General features: G+C 72.2%; 21 protein-coding genes and 2 tRNA genes. 7 read left to right on the top strand and 16 right to left on the bottom strand.

The genetic code is table 11. The features are described from left to right. Positions 1-25: 25 nt before the first annotated feature. On the top strand, positions 26-1,684 hold the full coding sequence (locus ACIP6W_RS14095) for an HAD family acid phosphatase (RefSeq protein WP_400430085.1): 1,659 nt from the start codon (positions 26-28) through the stop codon (positions 1,682-1,684). A 64-nt stretch (positions 1,685-1,748) separates the two neighbouring features. Here ACIP6W_RS14095 and ACIP6W_RS14090 read toward each other — a convergent pair. From ACIP6W_RS14090 to ACIP6W_RS14050, 9 genes are all read right to left on the bottom strand, one after another. Next, positions 1,749-1,821: transfer RNA gene (locus ACIP6W_RS14090), tRNA-Thr, on the bottom strand. Between the two features lie 44 nt (positions 1,822-1,865). Further along, entirely contained in the window at positions 1,866-2,501 is a 636-nt protein-coding gene (locus ACIP6W_RS14085) for a TetR/AcrR family transcriptional regulator (protein ID WP_066655137.1), read from the bottom strand. A 226-nt stretch (positions 2,502-2,727) separates the two neighbouring features. After that, positions 2,728-3,870, bottom strand: coding sequence for a DNA polymerase III subunit delta' (locus ACIP6W_RS14080; RefSeq protein ID WP_066655138.1), 1,143 nt, complete (start codon positions 3,868-3,870; stop codon positions 2,728-2,730). Positions 3,871-3,895: 25 nt separating this feature from the next. Then, positions 3,896-4,543 (bottom strand): dTMP kinase, encoded by a 648-nt coding sequence (gene tmk / locus ACIP6W_RS14075; RefSeq protein ID WP_066655139.1) that lies wholly within the window; start codon positions 4,541-4,543, stop codon positions 3,896-3,898. Then, positions 4,540-7,317: a type I DNA topoisomerase gene (gene topA, locus ACIP6W_RS14070; protein ID WP_400430141.1), complete on the bottom strand. Its 2,778-nt coding sequence runs from the start codon at positions 7,315-7,317 to the stop codon at positions 4,540-4,542. The genes tmk and topA overlap by 4 nt, the downstream gene beginning before the upstream one ends. A 503-nt stretch (positions 7,318-7,820) precedes the next feature. Then, a complete protein-coding gene (locus tag ACIP6W_RS14065; protein WP_400430082.1) occupies positions 7,821-8,162 on the bottom strand; it encodes a hypothetical protein in 342 nt (113 codons plus the stop codon). Further along, complete coding sequence (locus ACIP6W_RS14060; protein WP_251154663.1) at positions 8,159-8,353, bottom strand: DUF4244 domain-containing protein; 195 nt, start codon at positions 8,351-8,353, stop codon at positions 8,159-8,161. The genes ACIP6W_RS14065 and ACIP6W_RS14060 overlap by 4 nt, the downstream gene beginning before the upstream one ends. 174 nt (positions 8,354-8,527) lie before the next feature. After that, the gene (locus ACIP6W_RS14055; RefSeq protein WP_400430080.1) at positions 8,528-9,370 is read right to left on the bottom strand and encodes a hypothetical protein; all 843 of its coding nucleotides are present in this window, start codon (positions 9,368-9,370) and stop codon (positions 8,528-8,530) included. Continuing rightward, positions 9,367-10,425 (bottom strand): CpaF family protein, encoded by a 1,059-nt coding sequence (locus ACIP6W_RS14050; RefSeq protein ID WP_209685102.1) that lies wholly within the window; start codon positions 10,423-10,425, stop codon positions 9,367-9,369. The genes ACIP6W_RS14055 and ACIP6W_RS14050 overlap by 4 nt, the downstream gene beginning before the upstream one ends. A 543-nt stretch (positions 10,426-10,968) precedes the next feature. Between ACIP6W_RS14050 and acs the strand changes: the two genes are divergently transcribed. Then, positions 10,969-12,921, top strand: a complete 1,953-nt coding sequence (gene acs / locus ACIP6W_RS14045) for an acetate--CoA ligase (protein WP_400430078.1) — start codon at positions 10,969-10,971, stop codon at positions 12,919-12,921. Positions 12,922-12,995: 74 nt separating this feature from the next. On the opposite strand, the gene ACIP6W_RS14040 is transcribed toward acs, so the two are convergent. After that, positions 12,996-13,457, bottom strand: coding sequence for a RidA family protein (locus tag ACIP6W_RS14040; protein WP_251154643.1), 462 nt, complete (start codon positions 13,455-13,457; stop codon positions 12,996-12,998). Then, the gene (locus tag ACIP6W_RS14035) at positions 13,454-13,612 is read right to left on the bottom strand and encodes a hypothetical protein (protein ID WP_182046010.1); all 159 of its coding nucleotides are present in this window, start codon (positions 13,610-13,612) and stop codon (positions 13,454-13,456) included. Before ACIP6W_RS14035 ends, ACIP6W_RS14040 begins: the two co-directional genes overlap by 4 nt. 50 nt (positions 13,613-13,662) lie before the next feature. On the opposite strand from ACIP6W_RS14035, the gene ACIP6W_RS14030 reads away from it, so the two are divergent. The 5 genes from ACIP6W_RS14030 (at position 13,663) to ACIP6W_RS14010 (ending at position 19,155) form a co-directional block, all read left to right on the top strand. Beyond that, positions 13,663-16,224, top strand: a complete 2,562-nt coding sequence (locus ACIP6W_RS14030) for a transglycosylase domain-containing protein (protein WP_251159558.1) — start codon at positions 13,663-13,665, stop codon at positions 16,222-16,224. Continuing rightward, entirely contained in the window at positions 16,221-17,177 is a 957-nt protein-coding gene (locus ACIP6W_RS14025) for a metallophosphoesterase (protein WP_209685098.1), read from the top strand. Before ACIP6W_RS14030 ends, ACIP6W_RS14025 begins: the two co-directional genes overlap by 4 nt. Positions 17,178-17,280: 103 nt before the next feature. Next, positions 17,281-17,354 (top strand) — tRNA-Pro (locus ACIP6W_RS14020). Between the two features lie 155 nt (positions 17,355-17,509). Then, positions 17,510-18,538 carry a sensor histidine kinase gene (locus ACIP6W_RS14015; protein ID WP_400430075.1) on the top strand — a complete coding sequence of 343 codons (1,029 nt, stop codon included), beginning with the start codon at positions 17,510-17,512 and terminating at the stop codon, positions 18,536-18,538. Next, positions 18,535-19,155 carry a response regulator transcription factor gene (locus ACIP6W_RS14010; RefSeq protein WP_209685095.1) on the top strand — a complete coding sequence of 207 codons (621 nt, stop codon included), beginning with the start codon at positions 18,535-18,537 and terminating at the stop codon, positions 19,153-19,155. The genes ACIP6W_RS14015 and ACIP6W_RS14010 overlap by 4 nt, the downstream gene beginning before the upstream one ends. Before the next feature lie 40 nt (positions 19,156-19,195). On the opposite strand, the gene ACIP6W_RS14005 is transcribed toward ACIP6W_RS14010, so the two are convergent. From ACIP6W_RS14005 to ACIP6W_RS13985, 5 genes are all read right to left on the bottom strand, one after another. Then, positions 19,196-20,233, bottom strand: coding sequence for an LLM class flavin-dependent oxidoreductase (locus ACIP6W_RS14005; protein WP_311206491.1), 1,038 nt, complete (start codon positions 20,231-20,233; stop codon positions 19,196-19,198). Positions 20,234-20,354: 121 nt separating this feature from the next. After that, a complete protein-coding gene (locus ACIP6W_RS14000) occupies positions 20,355-20,990 on the bottom strand; it encodes a thymidine kinase (protein WP_066655166.1) in 636 nt (211 codons plus the stop codon). Beyond that, on the bottom strand, positions 20,990-21,691 hold the full coding sequence (locus tag ACIP6W_RS13995) for a response regulator transcription factor (RefSeq protein WP_235426346.1): 702 nt from the start codon (positions 21,689-21,691) through the stop codon (positions 20,990-20,992). Before ACIP6W_RS13995 ends, ACIP6W_RS14000 begins: the two co-directional genes overlap by 1 nt. Then, positions 21,678-22,856, bottom strand: a complete 1,179-nt coding sequence (locus tag ACIP6W_RS13990; protein ID WP_251154639.1) for a hypothetical protein — start codon at positions 22,854-22,856, stop codon at positions 21,678-21,680. Before ACIP6W_RS13990 ends, ACIP6W_RS13995 begins: the two co-directional genes overlap by 14 nt. Beyond that, positions 22,853-24,205, bottom strand: a complete 1,353-nt coding sequence (locus ACIP6W_RS13985) for a sensor histidine kinase (protein ID WP_400430072.1) — start codon at positions 24,203-24,205, stop codon at positions 22,853-22,855. Before ACIP6W_RS13985 ends, ACIP6W_RS13990 begins: the two co-directional genes overlap by 4 nt. Positions 24,206-24,309 lie beyond the last annotated feature (104 nt).

Here is a 24,309-nt window from a genome sequence, read left to right as displayed (position 1 = left end):
CCGACTCGAAGGTCACCAGGTCTCCATGCGCCGATCCCTCCGCACCGCCGTCGCCACGAGCGCGGCACTCCTCGTCGTGTCCACCGTCCTCACCGCGGCGCCGGCCGACGCGCACGGCTGGACGCCGCCCGCTCACGGCCCCGACTCCTCGCTCGCCCCGAGGACGCACTTCACGATGGCCGCGGACGGCTCCTCCGGCGCCACCGAGGGCGGCGAGGGCATCCCGAACATCGACTCCGTCAAGAAGACCATCGCCACCTACTACGGCGACCCCGGCACCGGACTCGCGAACCGAACCGACTCCCCCTACGTCCGCGAGGTGCGGTCGATCGTCGACCGCGAGACGCGCCAGCTCCGCCGCATCCACGACCGCGCCGTCCGGCACGGGCAGCGCCCGGCGATCGTCCTCGACGCCGACGACACCACGCTGTGGACCTACGACATGGAGGTCGCGGACATGCACTTCGTCTTCGACCCCGCGCGCCAGGACGAGTGGGTGCAGGACCAGCGCTTCCCCGCGACCCCGTCCATGGTCGGCTTCGTGAACCGCGCGCAGGCGATGGGCTTCACCGTGTTCGGCCTGACCGGCCGCAACGACGACCAGAAGACGGCGACCGTGCAGAACCTGGCGAAGGTGGGCTACACGGCCTTCTCCGAGGACCACTTCTTCACGAAGTGGACCGGGACCGGCGCGTCCCAGCAGCCGTCCTGGATCACCTGCGCAGCCGCGAAGTGCACCACCGTCGAGTACAAGGCACTCACCCGGAAGCACATCGAGCAGGACCTCCGCTACGACATCGCACTGAACGTCGGTGACCAGTGGAGCGACCTGCAGGGCGGGTACGCCGACCGGACGCTGAAGCTGCCGAACCCCACGTACTCCCTGCCCTCGGCGGACCTGCCCGGCGTGCGCGAACCGCGCCTCGCCCCGAGGACCCACTTCACGATGGCCGCCGACGGCTCCTCCGGCGCCACGCAGGGCGGCGAGGGCATCCCGAACATCGACTCCGTCAAGAAGACCATCGCCACCTACTACGGCGACCCCGGCACCGGACTCGCGAACCGCACCGACTCCCCCTACGTCCGCGAGACGGCCCGGCTCGTGGCACGACAGGCCCCCGCGATCGCCCGGCAGTGCTCCGTCGCCCGGCAGCAGCACCGCAACCCGGCGATCGTCCTGGACGCCGACGACACGACGCTGTGGACCTACGACATGGAGGTCGCCGCGATGCACTTCGTGTTCGACCCCGCACTGCAGGACGAGTGGGTGCAGGACCAGCGCTTCCCCGCGACGCCGGGCATGCCGACGCTCGTCGCCGCCGCGCAGCAGGCGGGCTGCACCGTCATCGGCGTGACCGGTCGGAACGAGGCGCAGCAGGACGCCACCATCGCGAACCTGCACGCCGTCGGCTACCCGCAGTTCGCCGCGACCACCGGCGGGAACCGGACCTACTACACGAAGTGGACCGGCACCGGCAGCTCCCAGCAGCCGTCGTACGTGACCTGCGCCGCCGCGAAGTGCACGACGGTCGAGTACAAGGCGCAGACCCGGGCGCACATCGAGTCCCCCGCCGGCGGCGGGTACGACGTGGTCGCGAACCTCGGCGACCAGTACAGCGACCTGCTCGGCGGATCGTCGGACCGGAGCGTCAAGCTGCCGAACCCGACCTACTACCTGCCCTAGCCGAGCGGCCCGACAACGACGGAACCCCCGGTCGGACAGTGTCCGACCGGGGGTTCCGGTGTCGAGCCGCCTGTCGGAATCGAACCGACGACCTATTCATTACGAGTGAATCGCTCTGCCGACTGAGCTAAGGCGGCGGACGCTCCGTTCCCGGAGCGGCACGAGCAATGACTATACAGGTTCAGACGAGCGAACGCGAAACGAGCGCGCCGAGCTCGTCGAACGACCGCTGGAGCTCCTCGGTCAGCTGCGTCTCGGTGGCCCCGTCGGACCACTCCCACCAGGCGTGTCGGAGCGCTGCCAGCGCCACCACCGACGCGAGCCGGGCGCGGCGCCGCAGCGCGTCTGGGTCCGACGCCAGGTCGGGTTCCGTGTCCGCGAGCCGCCCCGCCACGGCCTCCTCGATCTCGGCCTGGAACTCCTTCATCGAGGCCATCCGCCGCGTGAACAGCTCCGGAGCGGCGCGGAGCACCTGCTGCCGTTCCGCGAGCAGCCCGCGTTCCTCCACCAGCTCGCCCGTCGCGTGCACGAGCAGGGTGCCGAGGTCGGACAGGAGCTCGCCGCTCGGTCCCCCGGCGCGGAAGGTGTCGAGCGCCGGTCCCGTCGGCAGCGTCGGGTCGTCCCCGAGGAGCGCCTGTTCCTTGCTCGGGAAGTAGTTGAAGAACGTCCGCGGGGACACGTCCGCTCGTCGGGCGATCTCGTCGACGGTGACGGCGGGCCAGCCGGAGTCGAGTGCGATCCGCAGGGCGGCCTGCTGGATCGCGAGACGGGTGGCGCGGCGCTTGCGCTCACGCAGTCCGGGTGCGGCTTCGGGCATGTCGCGATCTTCTCACGGTGGTCGGGGCGATCGGCTGCGGGATCGCGCAGGGTCCGGTGGGTGGAGGCTGACCGGCCGGGAGGCTCGGCGCACGCCCGCCCCGCGACCCTGGTCGCCAGGGGTCCGGTGTCACGGCGGTCCGGGCCGCGCGGGTCAGGGTGGCGCGGGCCGCACGGGTCAGGGTGGCGCGGGCCAGCGGGTCGCGCGGGTCAGCGGGCCACGCGGGTCAGCGGGTCGCGCGGGCCACGGTCACGAGCAGCGCCTCGAGCGCGAGCAGTGCCGCGACGTTCGCCGCGATCCGCGAGCGGGCGAGCGACACCGCGTCGAGCACCTCGAGCGCCGCGGACGGCGGCACCACCTCGAGCGCCCGGTCCAGCTGGTCGCGCATCGACAGGTTCACCGGCTCTGCCGGCGCACCGAGGCCGAGCAGGAGCAGGTCGCGGTACAGCGACGAGACGTCGACGAGGATCCGGTCGAGTCCGTCGCGCAGGCTGCGGGTCGCCCGGCGCTTCTGGTCCTCCTCCAGCGCCCGCAGCTGCGACCGCAGCGCCGGTGGCACCGTGCCGCCCGGCTCCACGCCGAGTGACCGCAGGGCTGCGTCACGCTCCTCGCCGTCCCGCTGCTGCGTGATCGCCTTGGCGTCCTCGTCGGCGACCGCCAGGAGCTCGGCGGCGGCCATCACGGCGTCGCCGACCGAGCGCACCCCGAGCACGGTCTCGAGTGTCCGGCGTCGGCGTGCGCGGGCGTCCTCGCTCGTCGCCAGTCGCTGCGCCATCCCGATGTGGCTCTGCGCCTGCCGCGCGGCATCGGTCGCGAGGGCCCGGTCGACCCCGGTCCGGGCCACGATGAGCTCCGCGACGGACGCGACGTCGGGCACCCGGAGCCGCACCGAGCGCACGCGGGACCGGATCGTCGGCAGCAGGTCCGCCTCGCTCGGCGCGCACAGGATCCACACCGTCCGCTCCGGCGGCTCCTCGAGTGCCTTGAGCAGCAGGTTGGAGGTGCGCTCCGTCATGCGGTCGGCGTCCTCGATGATCACCACGCGGTACCGACCGACCGAGGGCGAGTAGTACGACGACGTCACCAGCTGACGGATCTCGTCGATCGTGATGATGACGCGTTGTGTGGTGAGCACCGACACGTCGGGGTGCGTGCGCGCGGTGATCTGCCGCAGGGCGTGGTCGTCGTCCGCTCCGGCACCGACCAGGGCGGCAGCGAAGGCGGTGGCGACGTTCGACCGGCCGGACCCGGGCGGCCCGGTGATCAACCACGAGTGGGTCATGCCACCGGTCCCGTCGGGAGCCTCGGCCGCACTGCGCAGGGCCGCGACGGCGTCGTCCTGTCCGGTCAGGCCGTCCCACACGCTCACGAGGACATCCTGTCAGCAGCCACCGTCACGCCGGACCGTCCTCGTCCGCGATCCCGACGACGGCACCGACCGCGGCGCGGACCGCGCGGTGGACCGTGTCGGCAGGCTGCCCGGCGTCCACGACGAGGAAGCGTTCCGGCTCCGCATCGGCAGCGTCCAGGAAGGCCCGTCGGACGGTCTCGTGGAACGACGCCGCCTCGGACTCCAGGCGGTCGAAGACGTCGCCCCGAGCTGCCGCGACCCGGCTCCGCCCGACCGTGACGTCGAGGTCGAGCAGCACCGTCAGGTCCGGGAGCAGGCCGTCGGCCGCCCAGTCGGACACCGAGCGGATGCGCTCGGCACCCAGACCCCGTGCAACGCCCTGGTACGCCACCGACGAGTCGATGTACCGGTCCTGCAGGACGACCTCCCCCCGGGCGAGCGCGGGGCGGACGACCGTCTCGACGTGGTGCGCCCGGTCCGCGGCGTAGAGGAGGGCCTCGGCGCGCGCCGAGACGTGCCCGCGCTCGTGCAGCACCATCTCGCGGATGCGCTGCCCGAGCTCCGTGCCGCCGGGTTCACGCGTGCGGACGACCGTCCGACCGTGCTCCTCGAGCCATCTGCTGAGGAGCTCGGCCTGGGTGGTCTTGCCCGCGCCGTCGCCGCCCTCGAGCGTGATGAAGCGCCCGGTCACTTCTTCTTGGCCGCGGTCTTCCGCGCCGGCGCCTTCTTCTTCACCGGCCCCTTGGCACGCTTGTCCGCGAGCAGCTGCACGGCACGGGCGTGGTCGACGGTCTCGACGTCCTCGCCGCGCGGGATCGTCGCGTTCGTCTCACCGTCGGTGACGTACGGACCGAAGCGGCCGTCCTTCACCTTGATGGGCTTCCCGGACACGGGGTCCGCCTCGAACTCCTTGAGCGCGGCCGTGGCAGCGCGTCGGCCGCCGTACTTGGGCTGCGCGAAGAGCTCCACCGCACCGGGCAGGTCGATCTCGAAGATCGCGTCCTCGCTCGGCAGCGTGCGGGTGTCCGTGCCCTTCTTGATGTACGGGCCGTATCGACCGTTCTGCGCCGTGATGTCGTCGCCGGACTCCGGGTCCTTGCCGACGACGCGGGGCAGGTCGAGGAGCTTGAGCGCGGTCTCGAGGTCCACGGTCTGCGGGTCCATCGACTTGAAGAGCGACGCGGTGCGTTCCTTCGGCGCCGCGGCCTTCTTCGTCGTCTTCTTCGCGGGGGCCTTCGCGCCCTTCGCGGTGGTGGTCGCCTGGTCCGCGGCTGCGGCTGCTGCATCGGCGGCCGGCTCGGTGACCTCGCCCGTCGACGGGTCGACGGTCGGTTCGGGCTCGGGGGTGCGCTCGGTGACGTACGGCCCGAAGCGACCGTCCTTCGCCAGGACCTCCTTGCCCGTCTCGGGGTTGATGCCCACCACGCGGTCGCCCACGACGGGTGCCTCGACGAGCTCGCGGGCCTTGTCGGTCGTCAGCTCGTCGGGCGCCAGGTCCTCGGGCACGTTGACGCGACGGGGCTTCTCGGGGTCGTCGCTCGGCACCTCGATGTAGGGGCCGTACCGCCCGATCCGCAGGGTCAGACCCGGCGCGAGCTCGACGGAGTTGATGTCGCGCGCGTCGATCTCGCCCAGGTTGTCGATGACGGTCCGGAGCCCGCGGTGGTCGTCGCCGCCGAAGTAGAAGCCCTTGAGCCAGTCGGTGCGGTCGGCGTCGCCGCTCGCGATGCGGTCGAGGTCCTCTTCCATGCCGGCGGTGAAGTCGTACTGCACGAGGTCGCCGAAGTGGTCCTCGAGGAGCCGGACCACGCTGAACGCGATCCAGTTCGGGACGAGGGCACTCCCGCGCTGCGTGACGTACCCGCGGTCCATGATCGTCGAGATGATGGCGGCGTAGGTCGACGGACGACCGATGCCGAGTTCCTCGAGCGTCTTCACCAGGCTCGCCTCGGTGTAACGCGGCGGAGCCGACGTGTCGTGGCCCTTGGCCTCGACCTCGGTGACGCCGAGGTGGTCGCCCTCGGCCATCTGCGGGAGCTTGGCATCGCCGTTCTCGCCCCCGCCGTGGCGCTCCTCGTCGCGGCCTTCCTCGTAGGCGTTGAGGAAGCCACGGAAGGTGATCACGGTGCCCGACGCGGTGAACTCGGCGTCCGTCCCGTTCGCCGTCGAGGCGACCCCTGCGACGCTGTCGGTCGACGTGATGCCGAGGACGACCGACGCGGTCGAGCCCTTGGCGTCGGCCATCTGCGAGGCGACAGTCCGCTTCCAGATGAGGTCGTAGAGCTTCCAGTCGTTGCCCCGCAGCACGCCGTTCATCTCGGACGGGGTGCGGAACGTGTCGCCGGCGGGGCGGATGGCCTCGTGGGCCTCCTGCGCGTTCTTGCTCTTGCCGGCGTAGCTGCGTGGCTTGTCGGGGATCGTCTCCGGCCCGTACAGCGCCGAGGCCTGCTTGCGCGCGGCGGTGATCGCCTGCTGCGACAGCGACGAGGAGTCCGTACGCATGTAGGTGATGTGGCCGTTCTCGTACAGCGACTGCGCGACGCTCATCGTCTGCCGAGCGGAGAAGCGGAGCTTGCGGGCCGCCTCCTGCTGCAGGGTCGACGTCGTGAACGGTGCGGCGGGCCGACGGGTGTACGGCTTCGACTCGACGCTGCGGACGACGGCGTCGCCGGCCCGCTCGAGCACGGTGGTGAGCGCCGCGGCCGAGGCCTCGTCCAGGCGGACGGCCTCGCCCTTGAGCGCGCCGCGGTCGTCGAAGTCGCGACCCGAGGCGACACGGGTGCCCTGCAGTCGGGCGAGGCGCGCCGTGAAGGCGGTGTCGCCGACCTTCTCGAACCGAGCCGTCAGGTCCCAGTAGTTCGCCGACACGAACGCCAGGCGCTCGCGCTCCCGGTCGACGACGAGTCGCGTCGCCGCCGACTGCACACGACCGGCGGACAGCCCGGGGCCGACCTTGCGCCACAGCACCGGCGAGACCTCGTACCCGTAGAGACGGTCGAGGATGCGGCGGGTCTCCTGCGCGTCGACCAGGGCGGTGTCGAGCTCACGGGTGGCCTCCTTCGCACGCTGGATGGCCTCCTTGGTGATCTCGTGGAACACCATGCGCTTGACCGGCACCTTCGGCTTGAGCACCTGCAGGAGGTGCCACGCGATCGCCTCGCCCTCGCGGTCCTCATCTGTTGCGAGGAAGAGCTCGTCGGCGTCCTTCAGGGCGCGCTTCAACTCGGTGACGGTCTTCTTCTTCGCGTCGGAGACGACGTAGTAGGGCTCGAAGCCGTTGTCGACGTCGACCGAGAACTTCCCGAGGGAGCCCTTCTTGAGCTCAGCCGGCAGGTTCTTGGGCTCGACGAGGTCGCGGATGTGTCCGACGGACGCCTGGACCTCGTATCCGTCGCCGAGGTATTGCGCGATCGTCTTCGCCTTCGCAGGGCTCTCGACGATCACGAGCTTCTTCGTGCCTGGCACGTGACTCCTTGATCGATGGTGCGCGCCGGCCCAGGACCGCAACGGTGTCCGGGTCGACCGGGACAACGGTGACCGGGGGCCGACGTGCACACCATACACACACTGGTCGGGCAGCCCGCGTGGCGGCCCGGCGACGGCCACTGCGCTCACGGCGAACGGTCCGGAGCCCGCCACCGTCCGGACCCGGGCGGCGGCGCCCGCGGTGGCGCAGGCATCCAGTGCGGCACCGTTGGCGCGTGCCACGCGTCCGGCGACGGCGCAGGGGACGCCGGGGAGACGGTGCACGAGCACCGCAGCGGCGGCGAGCGCTGCGGCGTCGGCGGCGGTGCGCGTCCGTTCGAGCAGCACGCGCGTCCGAGCACCGGCGAGCGCCGCGGAGCCGACGAGCAGGGCGAGCGCCAGCACGGCGACGAGGGCGACGGTCACCGAACCGCGGTCCTGCGCCCTGCGGACCGCGACGGTCCCGGTCGGCCGCACGCGCCGGTCAGGTCCCGACGGCCGCGTCATCCGCCCCCTCCTGCCGCGCAGCCGGTCGCGCGGAGCGGCAGGACCGCGAAGGGACCCGCCGGGGGCCCCTGCACGTCCACGCACACCAGACCGTCCTCGTGGCGGACCCGTGAGGTGGCACCGGGCACGGCGGCGAGTGCCGCGGCGGCCGTCCGCTCGTCGTCGCGCCCGAGCGCCCGTGCCGCCGTGCCGGCGACCGACCCGAGCCGCCCGGCACGGTCGACCAGGACCACGCCGGCGACCAGGGAGACCAGGACGAGGGCGACGACCGGGAGCCCGACGGCGAACTCCACGGTCACACTGCCGCGGTCGGACACGGGCGGACGGAGCCCGGTCACGGGACCAGTGCCCCGCGGACGAGGTCGGTCAGGATCTGCTGGACCTCGCCCGAGCGCATCACGGCGACGAGCACACCGGCGAACGCCACCGCGGCAAGGATGACGACGGCGTACTCGGCGGTGGCCGACCCGTGGTCGTCCCCGGGGCGGCACCGACGACGTCCGGCACCGGGACGAGCGGGGACGTGCACGCTCGCGGCCCACCCCCGGGCCACGCCCGACGCGTGTCCCGGTGACGGCGCCGGTACCCGTGTCGGCTGCGGAGGTGTCGAGTCGGTCATGGGGTTCCCCTCTCTCTGTGGTGGTCCCACGTTCGCCCACCGGGGGGCACCGTCCGACGCTCGGCGGGTCGGTCTGTGGACGGTTCAGCGGAGACCACCGACGGTGGAGGAGAGGACCCCGACCACGACCGGCACGACGCCCACCAGGACGAACGCCGGCAGGACGCACACGCCGAGCGGCAGCACGAGCCGGACGGCCAGTCGCTCCGCCGCAGCGAGGCCCGCCGCAGCGGCGTCGTCCCGGGCGTCCTCGGCAGCGGCGCGCAGCAGCTCCGCGGCGGGCACCCCGGCGCGACGACTCAGGACCAGCACCTCGTGCAGCCGCGCCGCCTCGACCCCGTCACCGGCGGTTGCTCCGAGGGCTCCGCGCACGGCTGCTTCCGCCGACTGCCACGACCCACCACCGGTCAGCGCCACCGCCCACGCGTCGAGCAGGACGCCCGGCACGTGCCCGTCCGGCGTCACGGCGTCGACCAGCCGTCGGGTCCAGCGCTGCCCGACGAGCACGAGTCCGGCCGCCGCTGCGCAGCAGATCCAGCCGACCGGCCGGGTGAGGAGCACGACGAACGCGTCCGCACCCCACACCGAACCGAGTCCGAGCCCGAGGAGCGGCAGCGCCAGCACGACCCGAGCACTCGTGCGCGGTCCGGAGAGGGCGACCCGGACGGCACGGTCGGCCGCGGCTGTCCGACGCATCGCCGCGGCCAGGGCACGCAGGGCACCGGCAGAGGGCGCCCCGGTCCGCTCCGCCACCTGCAGGACGAGACGGACGTCCTGCCAGGCGGGAGCGTCGGGCTCGGGCACGCCACCCACGAGGGCCCAGGCCCGCGGTGGTGGCACCCCCGCACCGACGAGCACCGCGACCCGGTCCAGCACGCGCGCAGCTCCGGCAGCGTCCGGACCGACCCGACCGCGGCGGCGACTCACGGGCCGGCGCGTCCGACCGGGCGGACCTCGAGCCGCCCGTCGCGGTCGATCCCGCACGTCCCGACCGCCGTGATCCCCCGCCACGACGACCGCCGCTCGACGTGCACGACGAGGTCGACCGCGCTGACGACCTGTCGCGCGAGCGCCTGCGGGCCGAGACCGGCCAGTGCCCCGAGGGCCTCGAGCCGCGCTCCGACGTCGGCGAGACCGTTCGCGTGCAGGGTGCCGGCCCCGCCGTCGTGCCCGGTGTTCAGGGCCCCGAGGAGCTCACGGACCTCGGCACCCCGGCACTCCCCCACCACCAACCGGTCCGGGCGCATCCGGAGTGCCTCGCGCACGAGCCGGTCGAGCCCGAGCGCACCGGTGCCCTCGGCGGTCGCCTGTCTCGCCTCGAGCGTGACGACGTGCGGGTGCTCGACCCGGAGCTCCGCGGTGTCCTCGACCGTGACGATCCGCTCGTCGTGCGGCACCGCGCCGAGCATCGCCGCGAGCACGGTCGTCTTCCCGCTGCCGGTGGCGCCCGTGACCAGGACGTTGCGCCTCCGGGCGACCGCGTCCTCGAGCACGGCCCGGGGCACGACCCGGAAGGCACCGAGGCGTTCCAGGCCGGCGAGCGTCGGGCGCTCCGGTCGCGGCAGCCGGACGGACAGCGCGGTGCCGCCGACGGACACCGGCGCGAGGACGACGTGCACGCGCACCCCGTCGCCGTGCCGCACGTCGGCGCACGGCGTGGTCTCGTCGACGTGGCGGCCGCCGAGGGCGACGAGCTCGGCGGCGAGCGCGCGCGCACGCCGCTCCGGGAGCTCGGGGCGGACGCGTTCGAGGCCGCGACCCCGGTCGATCCAGGTGCCCTGCCCGCCGACGACGAGCACGTCGGTCGTCTCCGCGTCCGCGACCAGGGCCGCGAGCTCCTCGAACACCGACGGATCGAGGGTCCGGCGCCGCCGAGCACGCGCGGCGCCCGGCAGGAACGGCACGCCGCCCGGCTCAGCAGGGACGCCGGGACCGGTGGCGTCGTGATCGGCCCCGGGGGCGTCGGCTCGGTGGCGGTGCATGCGGTCGACGCTAGGTCGGTCGGCGGCGGCCACGGCAGGAATCGGTATGTCGTGTGGACGGCTCCCGCTCGACACCCTCGAGGTGCCGTGTTGTACCCCGTTACGCAAAGCCGTACCCCGTTCGGTGTCCGCAGGCGACCGTGCGGAACCGACGGCACCGGGCCGGGCGGCCGGTCGCCCGGGCACCCTCCGAGCGGACGCCGTCGCGAGCGGCCCTGCAACGAGGACGTGGACAAGTCTGTCCACTCTTCGGCACCAGGACGCCGATCGAGCCGTGCCACCCGGACACGCTGCGCAACAGGCGTCGGGGAAAAAGAAGAGGCGGCACCTGTTGGGGGGAACCGGTGCCGCCTTGACATCGGTGGATTGGGGGGAATCCGGCCCGGTGCCACCGGAAACGAGTCCGGCAGGAACCACTGTACCCCATGACGACCCGTGCTCGGCAACCCCTCGGCCGGAATGTCCGCGGGGCCCCGCAGCACGGTCCCGCACCGGGGGTAGTCTCCGACTGCACCCCAGCCGCAACGATGCGAGAGGACACCGATGTCCACACCGACCCAGGCCGACGAACGCCACGAGGACGGCCCGACCTTCGCTCCGCCGGCGGACTTCGTCGCGGACGCCGTCGCGCGGGAGGACCTGCACGAGGCGGCCGCCGCTGACCGCGAGGCGTTCTGGGCGGACCAGGCCCGGACCCTGCTCGACTGGCGCACACCGTTCACCCGGACACTCGACTGGTCGGGCGCGCCGTTCGCGAAGTGGTTCGACGACGGCACCCTCAACGTGGCCGAGAACTGTCTCGACCGGCACGTCCGCGCGGGCAACGGCGACCGGGTCGCGATCCACTTCGAGGGTGCACCCGGCGACACGCGCCGGATCACCTACGCGGAACTCACCGCCGAGGTGCAACGCGCCGCGAACATGCTCACCGACCTCGGCGTCGCGCAGGGCGACCGCGTGGTCGTCTACATGCCGCTGATCCCGGAGGCGGTCGTCACGATGCTCGCCGTCGCCCGGATCGGCGCCGTCCACTCGGTCGTCTTCGGCGGCTTCAGCGCCGAGAGCCTGCGCGCCCGCATCGAGGACGCCGGCGCGAAGCTCGTCGTCACCGCCGACGGGGGCTGGCGGCGCGGCGCGGTCTCCCCGCTGAAGCCCGCGGTGGACGAGGCACTGGCCGGCGAGGGCACCGACTCCGTCGAGCACGTGCTCGTGGTCAGGCGCGGCGGCAACGACATCGCCTGGAACGACCGCGACCTGTGGTGGCACGACGAGCTCGCGAAGGCAGCCCCCGAGCACGAGGCGCGGGCGTTCCCCGCCGAGACGCCCCTGTTCGTCCTCTACACCTCGGGCACCACCGGGAAGCCGAAGGGGATCGTGCACACCTCCGGCGGCTACCTGACACAGGCCGCCTACACGCACCGGAACGTCTTCGACATGCACCCGGAGAAGGACGTCTACTGGTGCACCGCCGACATCGGCTGGATCACCGGGCACTCCTACGTCGTCTACGGCCCGCTCGCGAACGGCGTCACGCAGGTGCTCTACGAGGGCACCCCGGACGAGCCGCAGCCCGGCCGCTGGTGGGACATCGTCGACAGCTACGGCGTCACCGTCCTCTACACCGCGCCGACCGCCGTCCGCGCCGCGATGAAGGCCGGCCGGCAGATCCCCGAGGCGCGGAGCCTCGAGTCCCTCCGCCTGCTCGGCAGCGTCGGGGAGCCGATCAACCCCGAGGCGTGGCAGTGGTACCGGCAGGTCATCGGCCACGACCGGACGCCGATCGTCGACACCTGGTGGCAGACCGAGACCGGCGCGATCATGATCTCGGCGCTGCCCGGCGTGACGAAGCTGAAGCCCGGAGCCGCACAGACCCCGCTGCCGGGCATCGTCGCCGAGATCGTCGACGAGGAGGGCCACCGCGCCGACCCCGGCGAGAGCGGCTACCTGACGATCACGGAGCCGTGGCCGTCGATGGCCCGTGGCATCTGGAACGACCCCGACCGCTTCGTCGAGACCTACTGGAGCCGCTTCCCCGGCCGCTACTTCGCCGGCGACGGCGCGCGGCTGGACGGCCAGGGCGACATCTGGGTGCAGGGTCGCGTCGACGACGTCATAAACGTCTCCGGCCACCGGCTCTCCACCGCCGAGATCGAGTCGGCGCTGGTGGGGCACGAGGGCGTCGCCGAGGCCGCCGTCGTCGGTGCCGCGGACGAGACGACCGGCCAGGCCGTCGTCGCGTTCGTCATCCTGACCGCCGAGGCGGCCGAGGGTGCCGACCGCGACGCGGTCGCGAAGGAACTCCGCGACTGGGTCGGCAAGCGCATCGGTGCGATCGCGAAGCCCCGGCAGGTCGTCGTGGTCCCGGAGCTGCCGAAGACCCGCTCGGGCAAGATCATGCGTCGCCTGCTGCGCGACGCGGCCGAGGGCCGTCGCATCGGCGACACGACGACACTCGCCGACCCGACGATCATGGCGACCATCGCAGAGCTCATGTAGCCGGAACGACGCGAGCCGCGCCTCCCGACCGGTCTGGAGGCGCGGCTCGCGTCAGCTGCGTCGCTGACGGTCCGTCAGTCGGTGAGCTCCACCACCAGCTCGACCTCGACCGGTGCGTCCAGCGGGAGCACGGCCACGCCCACCGCGCTGCGCGCGTGGACGCCGGCGTCCCCGAACACCTCGCCGACGAGCGTCGACGCGCCGTTGGCGACCGCCGGCTGCCCGGTGAAGGACGGGTCCGACGCGACGAACACTGTCACCTTGACGACCCGGGCGACCCGGTCCAGCGAGCCCGCGACCGACTGCACCGCGGCGAGGGCGTTGAGCGCGGCCACGCGCGCCTGGGCGGTGGCGGCGTCCGCGTCGACCGCGGCACCGACCTTGCCCGTGACCGACAGCGCCCCGTCGACGAAGGGCAGCTGCCCGGCCGTGTACACGTACTGCCCGGTGAGGACGGCCGGCACGTAGGCGGCGACGGGCGCAGCCACCTCCGGGATCGTCAGGCCGAGCTCCGCCAGGCGGTCGGCGGTGCTCACGCGTCGGCCTTCGGGCGCTTCAGGTAGGCGACGAGCCCACCCTCGGGGCCGCTGACGACCTGGACCAGCTCCCACCCCTCGGAACCGAAGTTGTTGAGGATCGCGGCCGTGTTGTGGATGAACAACGGAGCGGTGAAGTACTCCCACTGAGTCATGCGGTTCCTTGCCAGCCTTTCAGTCGTGGGCGTCGTTTAGGCTGCATCCTATGTCTGCCCAGAAGTCTGCCTCGCGGACCAAGCCCGTCTCCGCGATCGGCGCCTTCGTCGGTTTCGTCGGTTTCAGTGCGCTCGCTGGTCTGCTGGTCACGATCGGGGTCACCCCGGCGATCGCCGTCGCCGGCGTCACGACGACCTCGACCATCGGCGTGTTCGAGTCCCTGCCGGAGTACATCGAGATCGGTGACCTCCCGCAGCGCAACGAGATCTACGCCTACGCGAACGGGCAACCGGTCAAGCTCGCGACGGTCTACGACCAGAACCGCGAGGAGCTCAAGTACGACCAGATCAGCGACCAGCTGAAGAACGCCGCGATCGACGGCGAGGACAAGCGCTTCTGGGACCACGGTGGCGTCGACATGACCTCGCTCGTCCGCGCCGGCGTCGGCAGCATCGCCGGCGGCCTCGGCGAGTCCGGCGGTGGCTCGACCCTGACGATGCAGCTCGTCCGCAACATCAAGATGCAGCAGGCCCTCGAGCTCCCGTCCGAGGAAGAGCGCCAGAAGGCGTACAACGACGCCGTCGAGCAGACCATCCCCCGCAAGCTCGAGGAGATGAAGCTCGCCATCGGCCTGGCGAAGAAGTACTCGCACAAGGAGATCCTGACCGGGTACCTCAACATCGCCTACTTCGGCGACCAGACGTACGGCGTGCAGGCCGCCGCACAGCACTACTTCAACAAGTCGGCGACCGACCTCACGCCGGCCGAGGCGGCCTCGATCCTCGCGATCGTGCAGTCCCCGAACACGCGCAACCTGGCGAACGAGAAGAACTACGAGGCGAACAAGGCTCGCCGCGACGTCATCCTCAAGTCGATGTACGCGCAGAAGCACCTGACCAAGGACGAGTTCGACCAGGCGATCGCCTCGAACCCCGCGGACTACGTGCACCTGACCGAGCCGAACCAGGGCTGCCAGTCGGCGGCCGGCAACGGCGCGCAGTTCTTCTGCGACTACGCGGTCAAGGTCGTCAAGCAGATGTCGCAGCTGGGCGGGACCCAGAAGGAGCGCGACCAGGCGTGGCGCAACGGCGGGTACAAGATCCAGACGTCGCTCGACATCAATCTGAACGGGCAGCAGAAGGACCTGCTGAACACCTACGACCCGAACACCGAGTCGCGGCTGCAGCTCGGCAGCGCGCTCAACTCGGTCGAGGCATCGACGGGTCGCATCCTCACGATGGCGCAGAACAAGGACTACGACCAGTCCCTGCAGTCCCCGCCGACGGCGACGTCGATCAACTACAGCGTCGACAAGGAGTACGGCGGCTCGATCGGCTTCCAGGTCGGCTCGACCTACAAGGTGTTCACGCTGCTCGACTGGCTCAAGGCCGGGCACGGCCTGAACGAGAGCGTCAACGGCACCCCGCACAACACGTCCCAGTGGACGCAGTGCGGCTCGACGATCACGTCCCCGTGGGCTCCGAAGAACGACTCGGCGGGTGAGCGGGGCCAGTTCACCGTCGCCCGTGCGACCGCCCTGTCCGTGAACGCCGCGTTCGCGTCGATGGCCGCGAAGCTCGACCTGTGCGACATCCGGCAGACGGCCCAGGACCTCGGTGTGCACTCCGCCGACGAGAAGACGGAGCTGAACGCGTACCCGTCGTCCATCCTCGGGACCAACAACATCGCCCCGCTGACGATGGCTTCGGCCTACGCGACCATCGCCAACGGCGGGACCTACTGCGCCCCGATCGCGATCGACCAGGTCACCGACGCCTCCGGCAAGGAGCTCGGCGGCCAGCCGAAGCAGTGCAAGCAGGTGCTCGACCCGAGCGTCGCCGCGACCGCTGCGTTCGCGATGCGTGGCACCATCCAGTACGGCACCGCGCAGGGCGCCCAGACCCCGGACGGCACGCAGCTGTTCGCGAAGACGGGTACCACCGACGACGCCGACCAGATCTGGCTCGTCGGCGCGAGCTCGAAGGTCGCGACCGCCTACTGGCAGGGCAACACCGACGGCGCGAAGAACAACCTGCGTCACTACTACAGCCCGGGTGGCTACGGCTCGTACGCGTCGCAGCGTGCGCACGTGTGGCAGCAGGCGATGATGCCGATCAACCAGCTGCACCCGGCCGACCCGTTCCCGACGCCGTCGCAGACGGCGCTGCGTGGGAACAGCGTCAACGTGCCGGACGTCCGTGGCAAGACCGCGGACGCGGCCCGCGCGACGCTCGCCGGGGCCGGCTTCACCTACGTCGACGGCGGCGCGCAGCCGGGCGGTGGCACGCCGGGCACGGTCTCGTCGACCTCTCCGGGTCCGGGGTCGCTCCTGTCGACCGGATCCAGCGTGACCGTGTACACGACCGACGGCAGCCAGACGACGGTGCCCCAGGTCACCGGCAAGAGCGTCGGGGATGCCCGCAACGTCCTGCAGGAGTCCGGCTTCACGAAGGTCGCCCTGTCCGGCGAGTACGCGAAGGGCGACGACGGCAACAAGTGCACCGTCGCGGCGGTCGACCCGGGCGAGGGCACCGCGGTCGGGAAGGACGCGACCGTCACTCTGCAGCTGTTCGGCAACAAGGACGGCAAGGCACCGAAGGACTGCAAGTGAGTCGCGGTCGCGCCGCGCTGGGAGTGATCGCAGCGGGCGCGGCCGTCGGAGCGGCGACGGCGGCGTGGGGTTCCCTCGTCGAACGTCGCCGCTTCGGCATCCGCTGGGAGACCGTCCCGGTGCTGCCGCCGGGGTCCCGGGACGTCACCGTCCTGCACCTCTCCGACATCCACATGGCGCCCTGGCAGGCCGACAAGCAGCAGTGGCTCCGCGACCTGAGCCTGGTCGAGCCGGACTTCGTCGTGAACACGGGCGACAACCTCGGGCACCCCACGGCCAACACCGCCGTCGAGTACGCACTCGAACCGTTCCGCGGTGTCCCGGGCGCCTTCGCGCACGGCTCGAACGACTTCTACGGCCCCTCGCCGCGGAACCCGTTCAAGTACTTCACCGGCCCGAGCAGCCACCCCACCGGTCGCCGTCCGGTCGAGCTCGACATCGATCGGCAGACCGCGTTCTTCGAGTCGCTCGGGTGGCTCGACGTCAACGACCAGGCCCACGCGATCGAGCTCCGCGGGTCGCGCTTCGAACTGTTCGGCACCTCGGACGCCCACCGCGACTGGGACCGTCTCGACCTGCTGCCGACCAACGTCGACGAGATGCGCAGCGCCGTGCCGTGGACCGAGGACGAGGACGGCCCCTCCCCCGTCGCGATCGGCATCACCCACGCCCCGTACCGGCGCGTCCTCGACGCCTTCGTCGACCAGGGTGCGGACATCGTCTTCGCCGGGCACACGCACGGTGGTCAGGTGCAGGTGCCCGGGGTCGGCGCACTCGTCACGAACTCCGACCTGCCCCGGCAGTACGTCAGCGGTCTGCACCGGTGGCAGCACCGTGGGCACTGGTCGTGGCTCGAGGTCTCGGCGGGCATCGGCACGTCGATCTACGCTCCGGTGCGGTTCTCCTGCCGCCCCGAGGCCGTGGTCGTGACCCTCACCGCGAAGACCTCCTGACCCGAGCGGCCGCGACGCGCCCGGGTGTACCGCGAATGGTCGTGAGCACCCTCGAACGTCCGGTAGACTTTCCTGGTCGCTCCGGTTCGGAGCAACCACACCGCGGGGTGTGGCGCAGCTTGGTAGCGCGCCTCGTTCGGGACGAGGAGGTCGCAGGTTCAAATCCTGTCACCCCGACACTGTGTTGAGACAGTAGAACAGCAGGGCCCTGATCCACTCGGATCGGGGCCCTGCTGCTTTCCCGGGACGCTCCTCCCCGCCTGTGTCCGGCGACACAACGCCCGGCCGTCGAGCACGTCGACGAGACCGGGGCCGCTACGCTCGCAACCGTCATGACGATCCCCGCCCCGCTCGCCACCGTCCTCGCGGAGATCGGCGCGCACTTCCCCGAGCTCGCCGACGACCCGGTCCTCGCACAGAGCCTCCTGGACAACGTGACGTCCATGATCAGCGAAGCCCACGAGCGGTACGCGACCGGCGACGGGGCCGCGAGCGTCGTGAGCGACCGGTACCTCGACCCCGAGCACCTCGCGACCGGCGTCCTGCACGCCGAGCGTGCACAGCACCCCGCCGGCGCCATGCTGGCGGCCGAGATGCTGTTCGACGCCTACCTGCCGGTCTTCGTCGACGAGGTCGGAGCGCGCACCACGGACGAGGTCCTCCGCGCCACCCGGGCACTGCACGCGGGCGTCTGGAGTCGGTTCCCCGCAGGGGCGATCGCGTACACGGAGGCACTCCGGCAACGGGTGACCTCGACGAACCTCGACTCGCGGGAGCAGATCGCCCGCGACCTGCACGACCGTGTCGCACACGGGGTGCTCGCGGGACTGCAGCGCCTCGACCTGGTGCTGCTCACCGACCCCGCGGAGGCAGAGCGGACCGCGCAGCTCGAGTCCGCGGCGCGGCTGCTCCGAGGAGCACTGACCGACGTGCAGGACCTCGCGCTCTCCCTGCACGCCAGGGTCGGCCAGGACCGGCTGGACGACGCCCTGCGGCGGCACGTGGACGACCTGTTCCCGGGGGACGACCGCCTGGTGATCACGACGACGGGCGTCGCCGGCGCCCTGCCGAACTGGAAGGCCGAGGAGGCGCTGACGATCCTCCTCGAAGCGCTGACCAACCGACGGAAGCACGCGCCCGGGTCCGCGGCGTCCGTCGAGTTCGCGTGGTCGCCGGGGACGGTGGTCGTGACGGTGCGGGACGACGGCCCCGGGTTCGCTCCCGACGCCGTCGCCGAGGGACGCCTCGGGCAGCGCACCATGCGTGAGCGGGCCGGTGTGCTCGGCGCCCGACTGGACGTCGAGAGCGCCCCGGGCTCGGGCACCGTCGTCCGGCTGACCGTCCCGAGGGGAGCCATGTGACCGCCGTCACCCACGTCGCGATCGTCGACGACCACCGACTCTTCCGCGAGGGGCTCGCCACGATCCTGGCAGCGGTCCCGACGATCCGGGTCGTCGCGCACGGGGAGCGCCCGTCCGACGTGCTGGACTCCCCCGAGGCGGCCGCGATCGACGTGCTCCTGCTCGACGTCGAGCTCGACGGGCCACCGGCGCGGACCACCATCGCCACCGTCCGCCGCCGACACCCGCACATCAGCGTCGTCGTCCTGACGATGCACCGTGACGCCGTCCTCCGCCGCGCGCTGCTCGACGCCGGAGCCGTGGACTTCGTGACGAAGGACACCCCGAGCCGGGAGCTCGTCGGCCGGATCGTCCGAGCGACCCGCAGGGGTGCGGGTCCCGTGACGTTCCCGGTCGACCTCGTCACCGACGCCCGCGCCGGGTCACCGCTCAGCGACCGCGAGCTCGAGGTGCTCCGTCTCGTCGCCGATGCGCGGTCGAACGCCGAGATCGCCACCGAACTCGGGCTCGCCGTCGGCACGGTGAAGCGGCACGTCTACAACGTCTACCGGAAGCTCGACGTCGGGACGCGTGTCGCCGCGATCACCGCCGCGACGCGCCTCGGGCTCCTGGCCTGACGGCTCCCACGGCCGGACGGCCGCAGCGGGCGTCCGTCCGCTAGACCGTCGCCCCCGCCGGCACCAGGCGGCCCTCGGCCTGCAGGGACGCCACCACGTCGAGCGCCTGGTGCCGGTAGCGCGCCTGGGCAGCACCGGGCGCGACGATCACCCCGTCGGCACCGGTGGATGCGACGAGCTCGTTGATCTTCGTGGCGACGTGCTCGCGGTCGCCGTAGGCCTGCCGCTCCGTCCGCGCGGCGATGAACCGGCGCTCGAGGTCCGAGAACTCGTACGCGCGGGCCTCGTCCATCGACACCGGTTCGGGCTTGGCGCCCTGTCGCATCCGGATGAACGAGATCATCCCCGGAGCGCTCTGCTCCTCGACGACCGCAGGGTCCTCGTCGGTGACGACCTGCACACCGATGAGGGCGTTCGGGGTCTGCCGGAAGCGCGACGGGCGGAACGAGTCGCGGTACAGCGCGAGCGCCGCCTCGGTGTTGTCCGACGCGAAGTGGTGCGCGAAGGCGAACGACACCCCGAGCGCGCCGGCGACCTGCGCGCTGTAGCCCGAGGAGCCGAGCAGCCAGAACTCCGGCACGTCGCCGTAGCCCGGGACCGCGCGGATCCGCGACAGCGGGTTCGACGCGTCCATGCCGGTGAAGAACCCGATCAGGTCGGCGAGCTGCTGGGGGAAGTCGTCGACGTCGAGCCGGTCGGTGCGGCGCAGCGCCATCGCCGTCGCGCCGTCGGTCCCCGGGGCGCGCCCGATGCCGAGGTCGACGCGGTCGCCGTACAGTGCACGCAACGTGCCGAACTGCTCGGCGATCACGAGCGGTGCGTGGTTCGGGAGCATCACCCCGCCGGAACCGATCCGGATGCGTGACGTCGCGGCGCCGACGGCACTGAGCAGCACGGCGGGCGCCGACGAGGTGATGCCCGGCATGCCGTGGTGCTCGGCGACCCAGACACGCTCGTAGCCGAGCTGCTCGGCGTGCACTGCCATGTCGATCGACCCCTGCAGGGCCTCGGTGTTCGACTGGCCGTACTCGCGGGTGGCCAGGTCGAGGACGGACAGGTGCACGGTGGCGTCGCTCATGGGGGTGACAACCGTCGCCGGCGTGCGCGCATTCCGCGCCACGGGCCGGCCTGGAGGCGCGGGGCGGCGCCGCACCGTGCCTCCCGTCCGGCGGTGGCCCACCTGGCGGACGTGGGTCGGATCAGTGGGCGAGCTCGCCGTCGAGCCGCCCGCCCGACTCGCTGAGGTAGCAGTTCGCGCAGAGCGACTCGTAGGTGACGTCGACACCGTCGATCGCGACCTGGGACCCGTCGAAGACGAAGCGGCCGTCGACCTTGCGCGCGTTGAACACGGCCTTGCGACCGCACCGGCAGATGGTCTTGAGCTCCTCGAGCGAGTGCGCGACCTCGAGCAGTCGCGCGCTGCCGGGGAACGCCTCGGTGCGGAAGTCCGTGCGGATGCCGTAGGCGAGCACGGGGACCTCGTCGAGCACGGCGACGCGGAGCAGGTCGTCGACCTGGCGCGGGGTGAGGAACTGCGCCTCGTCGACGAGCACGCAGCTCACCGGACGCACCATGCCGTCGAGCCGGTCCGACTCGGGGTCGGTGGCACCGGCGTCGGCGACCGCGTGCCGGACGTCGTCGTGGGGCGCGAAGACGACGTCCACGGAGCGTGTGACGCCGAGTCGGGAGACGATCTCACGGTCACCCTTGGTGTCCACCGACGGCTTCGCCAGCAGCACGCGTTGCCCGCGTTCCTCGTAGTTGTACGCGGCCTGCAGCAGCCCGGTGCTCTTGCCGCTGTTCATCGCGCCGTACCGGAAGTAGAGCTTCGCCACTACGCGAGGAACCCGTCCTCGGCGGCACGACGGATGAGGTCCGACTTCTTCGACGCGGGACGGCCGACCTTGCTGTACTTCTCGCGGACGCGGCGGAGGTAGGTCTTCGCGGTCTCGTACTGCACGTTCATCTGCGCGGCGACCTCGTTCGTCGAGTAGCCGGACACGTACAGCCGCAGTGCCTCTTCCTCGCCCGCACTGAGCTTCGGCCGCTGGTGCGCGCTCGCGCCGGTCGGCAGCGGGCGCCAGTCGCGCTGCGCCGGGGTCTCCCGCGAGACACCCATGACCTCGCGCGCGACGTCCATGACCTCGCGCATCGGCAGCGACTTCGACAGGAACGCGGCCGCACCGGCAGCCAGGGCACGGTCGCGGGACTCGCGGCTGTCGACGCTCGAGAGCACGATGACCTTCGCCCCGGCAGCACGACAGGTGCGCACGCGGGCCTCGATCGACACCGGCTCCTTGAGCTGGAAGTCGAGGAAGACGAGGTCCGTCGGGAAGTTCTCGCTGTGCACCATCTCGAGCCACGTGTGCGCGGTGAGGGCGAGGTCGAAGTCGAAGGCGTTCACGGCGATCCAGCTCGACAGGCTGTCGAGCAGCACCTCGTGGTCGTCGAGGATCGCCAGCCGCACGCGTCGGGTTCCGGGCTGCGGGAGCGGTGGCACGCCCTCCGTGGTCCGGTTCGGGTCAGTGCTGGTCATAGGAGAACCTTAGTGCGAGGGACGATGGTCGGACGGCGACGTCGAGGTCGGGGAAGGTCACGCGGAGCACCGCGAAGTAGGGGTCGAACGTGCGGTGGATGCCGACGTCCGAGTCGTCGACCGCGAGCTCCGTGCGGACCTCGACGCGGTCGGGTGGGGCACCGGGCTCGCGCGAACGGCGGACCGTGGCACGGAACCGCGCGGGGTCCACCGTCGCTGCGCCGAGCGCCGCACGGAGGAACGTCCGGACGACGGTCCGCTGGTCGGTGTCGAGCGTCGCGATGAGGCCGTCCGGGTCGTCCACCGACTCGGCGGACCCGCCCTCGACGGCGACCGCGTACTCGAGCCACGTCCGGTCGGCGTCCGCGACCATGGCCTGCCGGATGCCGTCCGCGATGGAACGGGCGCGTGCGCGGTCGGCGTCGGTGATCACCTCACGCGTCCGGAGTTCGGCGAAGAACGGGGCGACGTCGCGCGCGAGGATGACGGAGCGGTCCTGCTGCACGCGCGCGGCGATGCCGTCCCGCTCGGCGCGCGCCACCGAGTACGAGCCCGCACGGATCTGCACGCGCTCCGCCAGGCCGCCGAAGGTCCACGCGAACACGACGGACGCCGCGGTGAGGACCAGCGTCGGCGCGGCGGCGAGGAAGGCGGCGACGGACACCGGTACCTGGTGCGGGAACACGGCGGCGGCGGTGCCCCAGGCAGCTGCGTCGACCGCTGCCAGGACGAGCCCGCCGACCGCCAGGTCCCGCCACGGCCGGTAGGGCGCGACCGTCACGATCCCGGTGGCGGTGAGCAGGCACATGAAGTCGTTGAGCGCGTTGCGGTCCGGCCCCCACTGCGCCGCGACGCTCGCGGCCGACGCTGCGCCGAGCAGCACGACGTGGAGCACGTACGCCCAGCGCGGGAACGGCGCCCGGAAGGGCGACGACGACGCGATCACGACCGCGCCCGACGCGCCCAGGAGCAGCACCGTGAGGGCGCTGAGCGTCGGGCTGCCGACCACGTCGCGGTCGAACACCGACACGAGCAGCGCCCACAGCACGCCGGCCGCACCGAGCAGGACGGCGAGGGGGCGGGAACCCATCGCGCCGAGCGGGTCCCACTGCTGTGCGGTCCGAGCGCCCCGGACGGCGGCCCGCACCGCGTCGACGCGACTCACCGGGCGGCTCCGCGGTCGGACTCACCCGTGACGGCGTACGACGCCGCGCCGCCGGTCCGTGCGCCACCGGTGTGCGCGCCGCCGGTGTGCGCTCCGCCGGTGTGCGCGCCGCCGGTGTGCGCGCCGCCGGTGTGCGCGCCGCCGGTGTGCGCTCCGTCGACGCGGGCCGCGTCCTCGCTCGTGTAGGGCACGGTCATCATGACGCTCGTCCCGGATCCCGGCGACGACCACACCTGGACGTCACCGCCGACCCGGCCGATGCGTTCCCGGACCGAGCCGCGCAGCCCCATCCGGTCGCTGCCGGTCTCCTGCTCGTCGAACCCGCGGCCGTCGTCGACCACCATCACCGTGCACGACGAGCCGTCGTCGAAGACGCTGACCTCGGCCTCGTCGGTCCCCGCGTGCTTGCGGACGTTCGCCAGGCACTGCCCGACGGCCCGGAGCAGTGCCGTCGCCGCCGACGGGTCGAGCCGCGCCAGGGCAGCCGGATCACCGGTGACCGCGACCGCGAGCCCCTCCGCCCGGTGCTCGTCCACCATCGCGTCGAACGCGGCACCGGCGAGGGCCGGGTCCGGCTCGGACGTCGGGTCGGACGACGCGAGCCACTGCTTCCCGGTCAGCATCGCGACGTCGGCTTCGACCGTGCGCGCGAGCTGCGGGTCCATGGGGCCGTCGGGAGCGAGCGCGATGGCACCGAGGTGGTTGAGCACCGTGTCGTGCAGGATCGCCGCGGCCTCGGCCTCGACCCCGGCCCGGTAGGCGGACACGTGCTCCTCGCGAGCGGACCGGAGCAGCTCGGGCTGGACGCGCTCGGACCGCGCGGTGTTCCGGCTGGTGAAGAGCACGAGGGCGACCACGAAGCCCAGGGTGACCCAGGCGAGGAGGAGCGGTCGGGGCGGCCCGTCCGCCTGCAGCACCGCGATCCCGGTCGCGAGCCGACCGACCAGGAACCCGCCGAACGACCAGACGACGACGCGACTCGCGACCGCACCGGCCCCGCCCACGAGCACGAGCGGGATCACCGCGAGCGACACCAGGTAGCTCGTCACCCAGCCGGCGGGCACCTCGCGCTGCACGATCGTGGTGAACCACCACGTGCAGACCCCGCCGGTGACGAGGAAGGCCACGGCCGAGCGCCAGGTGCCGAACTGCACGTGCACGCCGATCATCGCGAGCATGGGGAGGAGCGCGAGCACGGCCCCGGCGACCCGCACGTCGGGCTCGGCCAGTCGGTACAGCAGCAGGGTCACGGCGGCGGCGACGACCGATCCGATCGCCGCTGCGTGGAAGGCGCGCACGGTCGACCACGCGTTCACTCGCGGAGCGAGGTGCGTGGGGATGCCGAGCACGGGTCGATGGTCCTTCCGAGAGTCGTCCGGTCGCCGTGTGACGCGACCGTCCCGGGGGCCGGTCGTGTACCCCGAAACGAGCACGATCCGGCGACCCGCTCGAT

Origin of the sequence: Curtobacterium sp. NPDC088465, assembly GCF_044753165.1 — a bacterium.
GTDB lineage: Bacteria > Actinomycetota > Actinomycetes > Actinomycetales > Microbacteriaceae > Curtobacterium.
The sequence above is the reverse complement of the archived record's forward strand: the minus strand, read 5'-3'. Positions and strand labels throughout refer to the sequence as shown.

Excerpts from the sequence above, each read along its gene's own strand:
- ACIP6W_RS14095 (WP_400430085.1), top strand. The coding sequence starts at position 26 with ATGCGCCGATCCCTCCGCACCGCCGTCGCCACGAGCGCGGCACTCCTC.
- ACIP6W_RS14085 (WP_066655137.1), bottom strand. The coding sequence starts at position 2,501 with ATGCCCGAAGCCGCACCCGGACTGCGTGAGCGCAAGCGCCGCGCCACC.
- ACIP6W_RS14050 (WP_209685102.1), bottom strand. The coding sequence starts at position 10,425 with ATGCACCGCCACCGAGCCGACGCCCCCGGGGCCGATCACGACGCCACC.
- acs (WP_400430078.1), top strand. The coding sequence starts at position 10,969 with ATGTCCACACCGACCCAGGCCGACGAACGCCACGAGGACGGCCCGACC.
- ACIP6W_RS14035 (WP_182046010.1), bottom strand. The coding sequence starts at position 13,612 with ATGACTCAGTGGGAGTACTTCACCGCTCCGTTGTTCATCCACAACACG.
- ACIP6W_RS14030 (WP_251159558.1), top strand. The coding sequence starts at position 13,663 with ATGTCTGCCCAGAAGTCTGCCTCGCGGACCAAGCCCGTCTCCGCGATC.
- ACIP6W_RS14015 (WP_400430075.1), top strand. The coding sequence starts at position 17,510 with ATGACGATCCCCGCCCCGCTCGCCACCGTCCTCGCGGAGATCGGCGCG.
- ACIP6W_RS14005 (WP_311206491.1), bottom strand. The coding sequence starts at position 20,233 with ATGAGCGACGCCACCGTGCACCTGTCCGTCCTCGACCTGGCCACCCGC.
- ACIP6W_RS13995 (WP_235426346.1), bottom strand. The coding sequence starts at position 21,691 with ATGACCAGCACTGACCCGAACCGGACCACGGAGGGCGTGCCACCGCTC.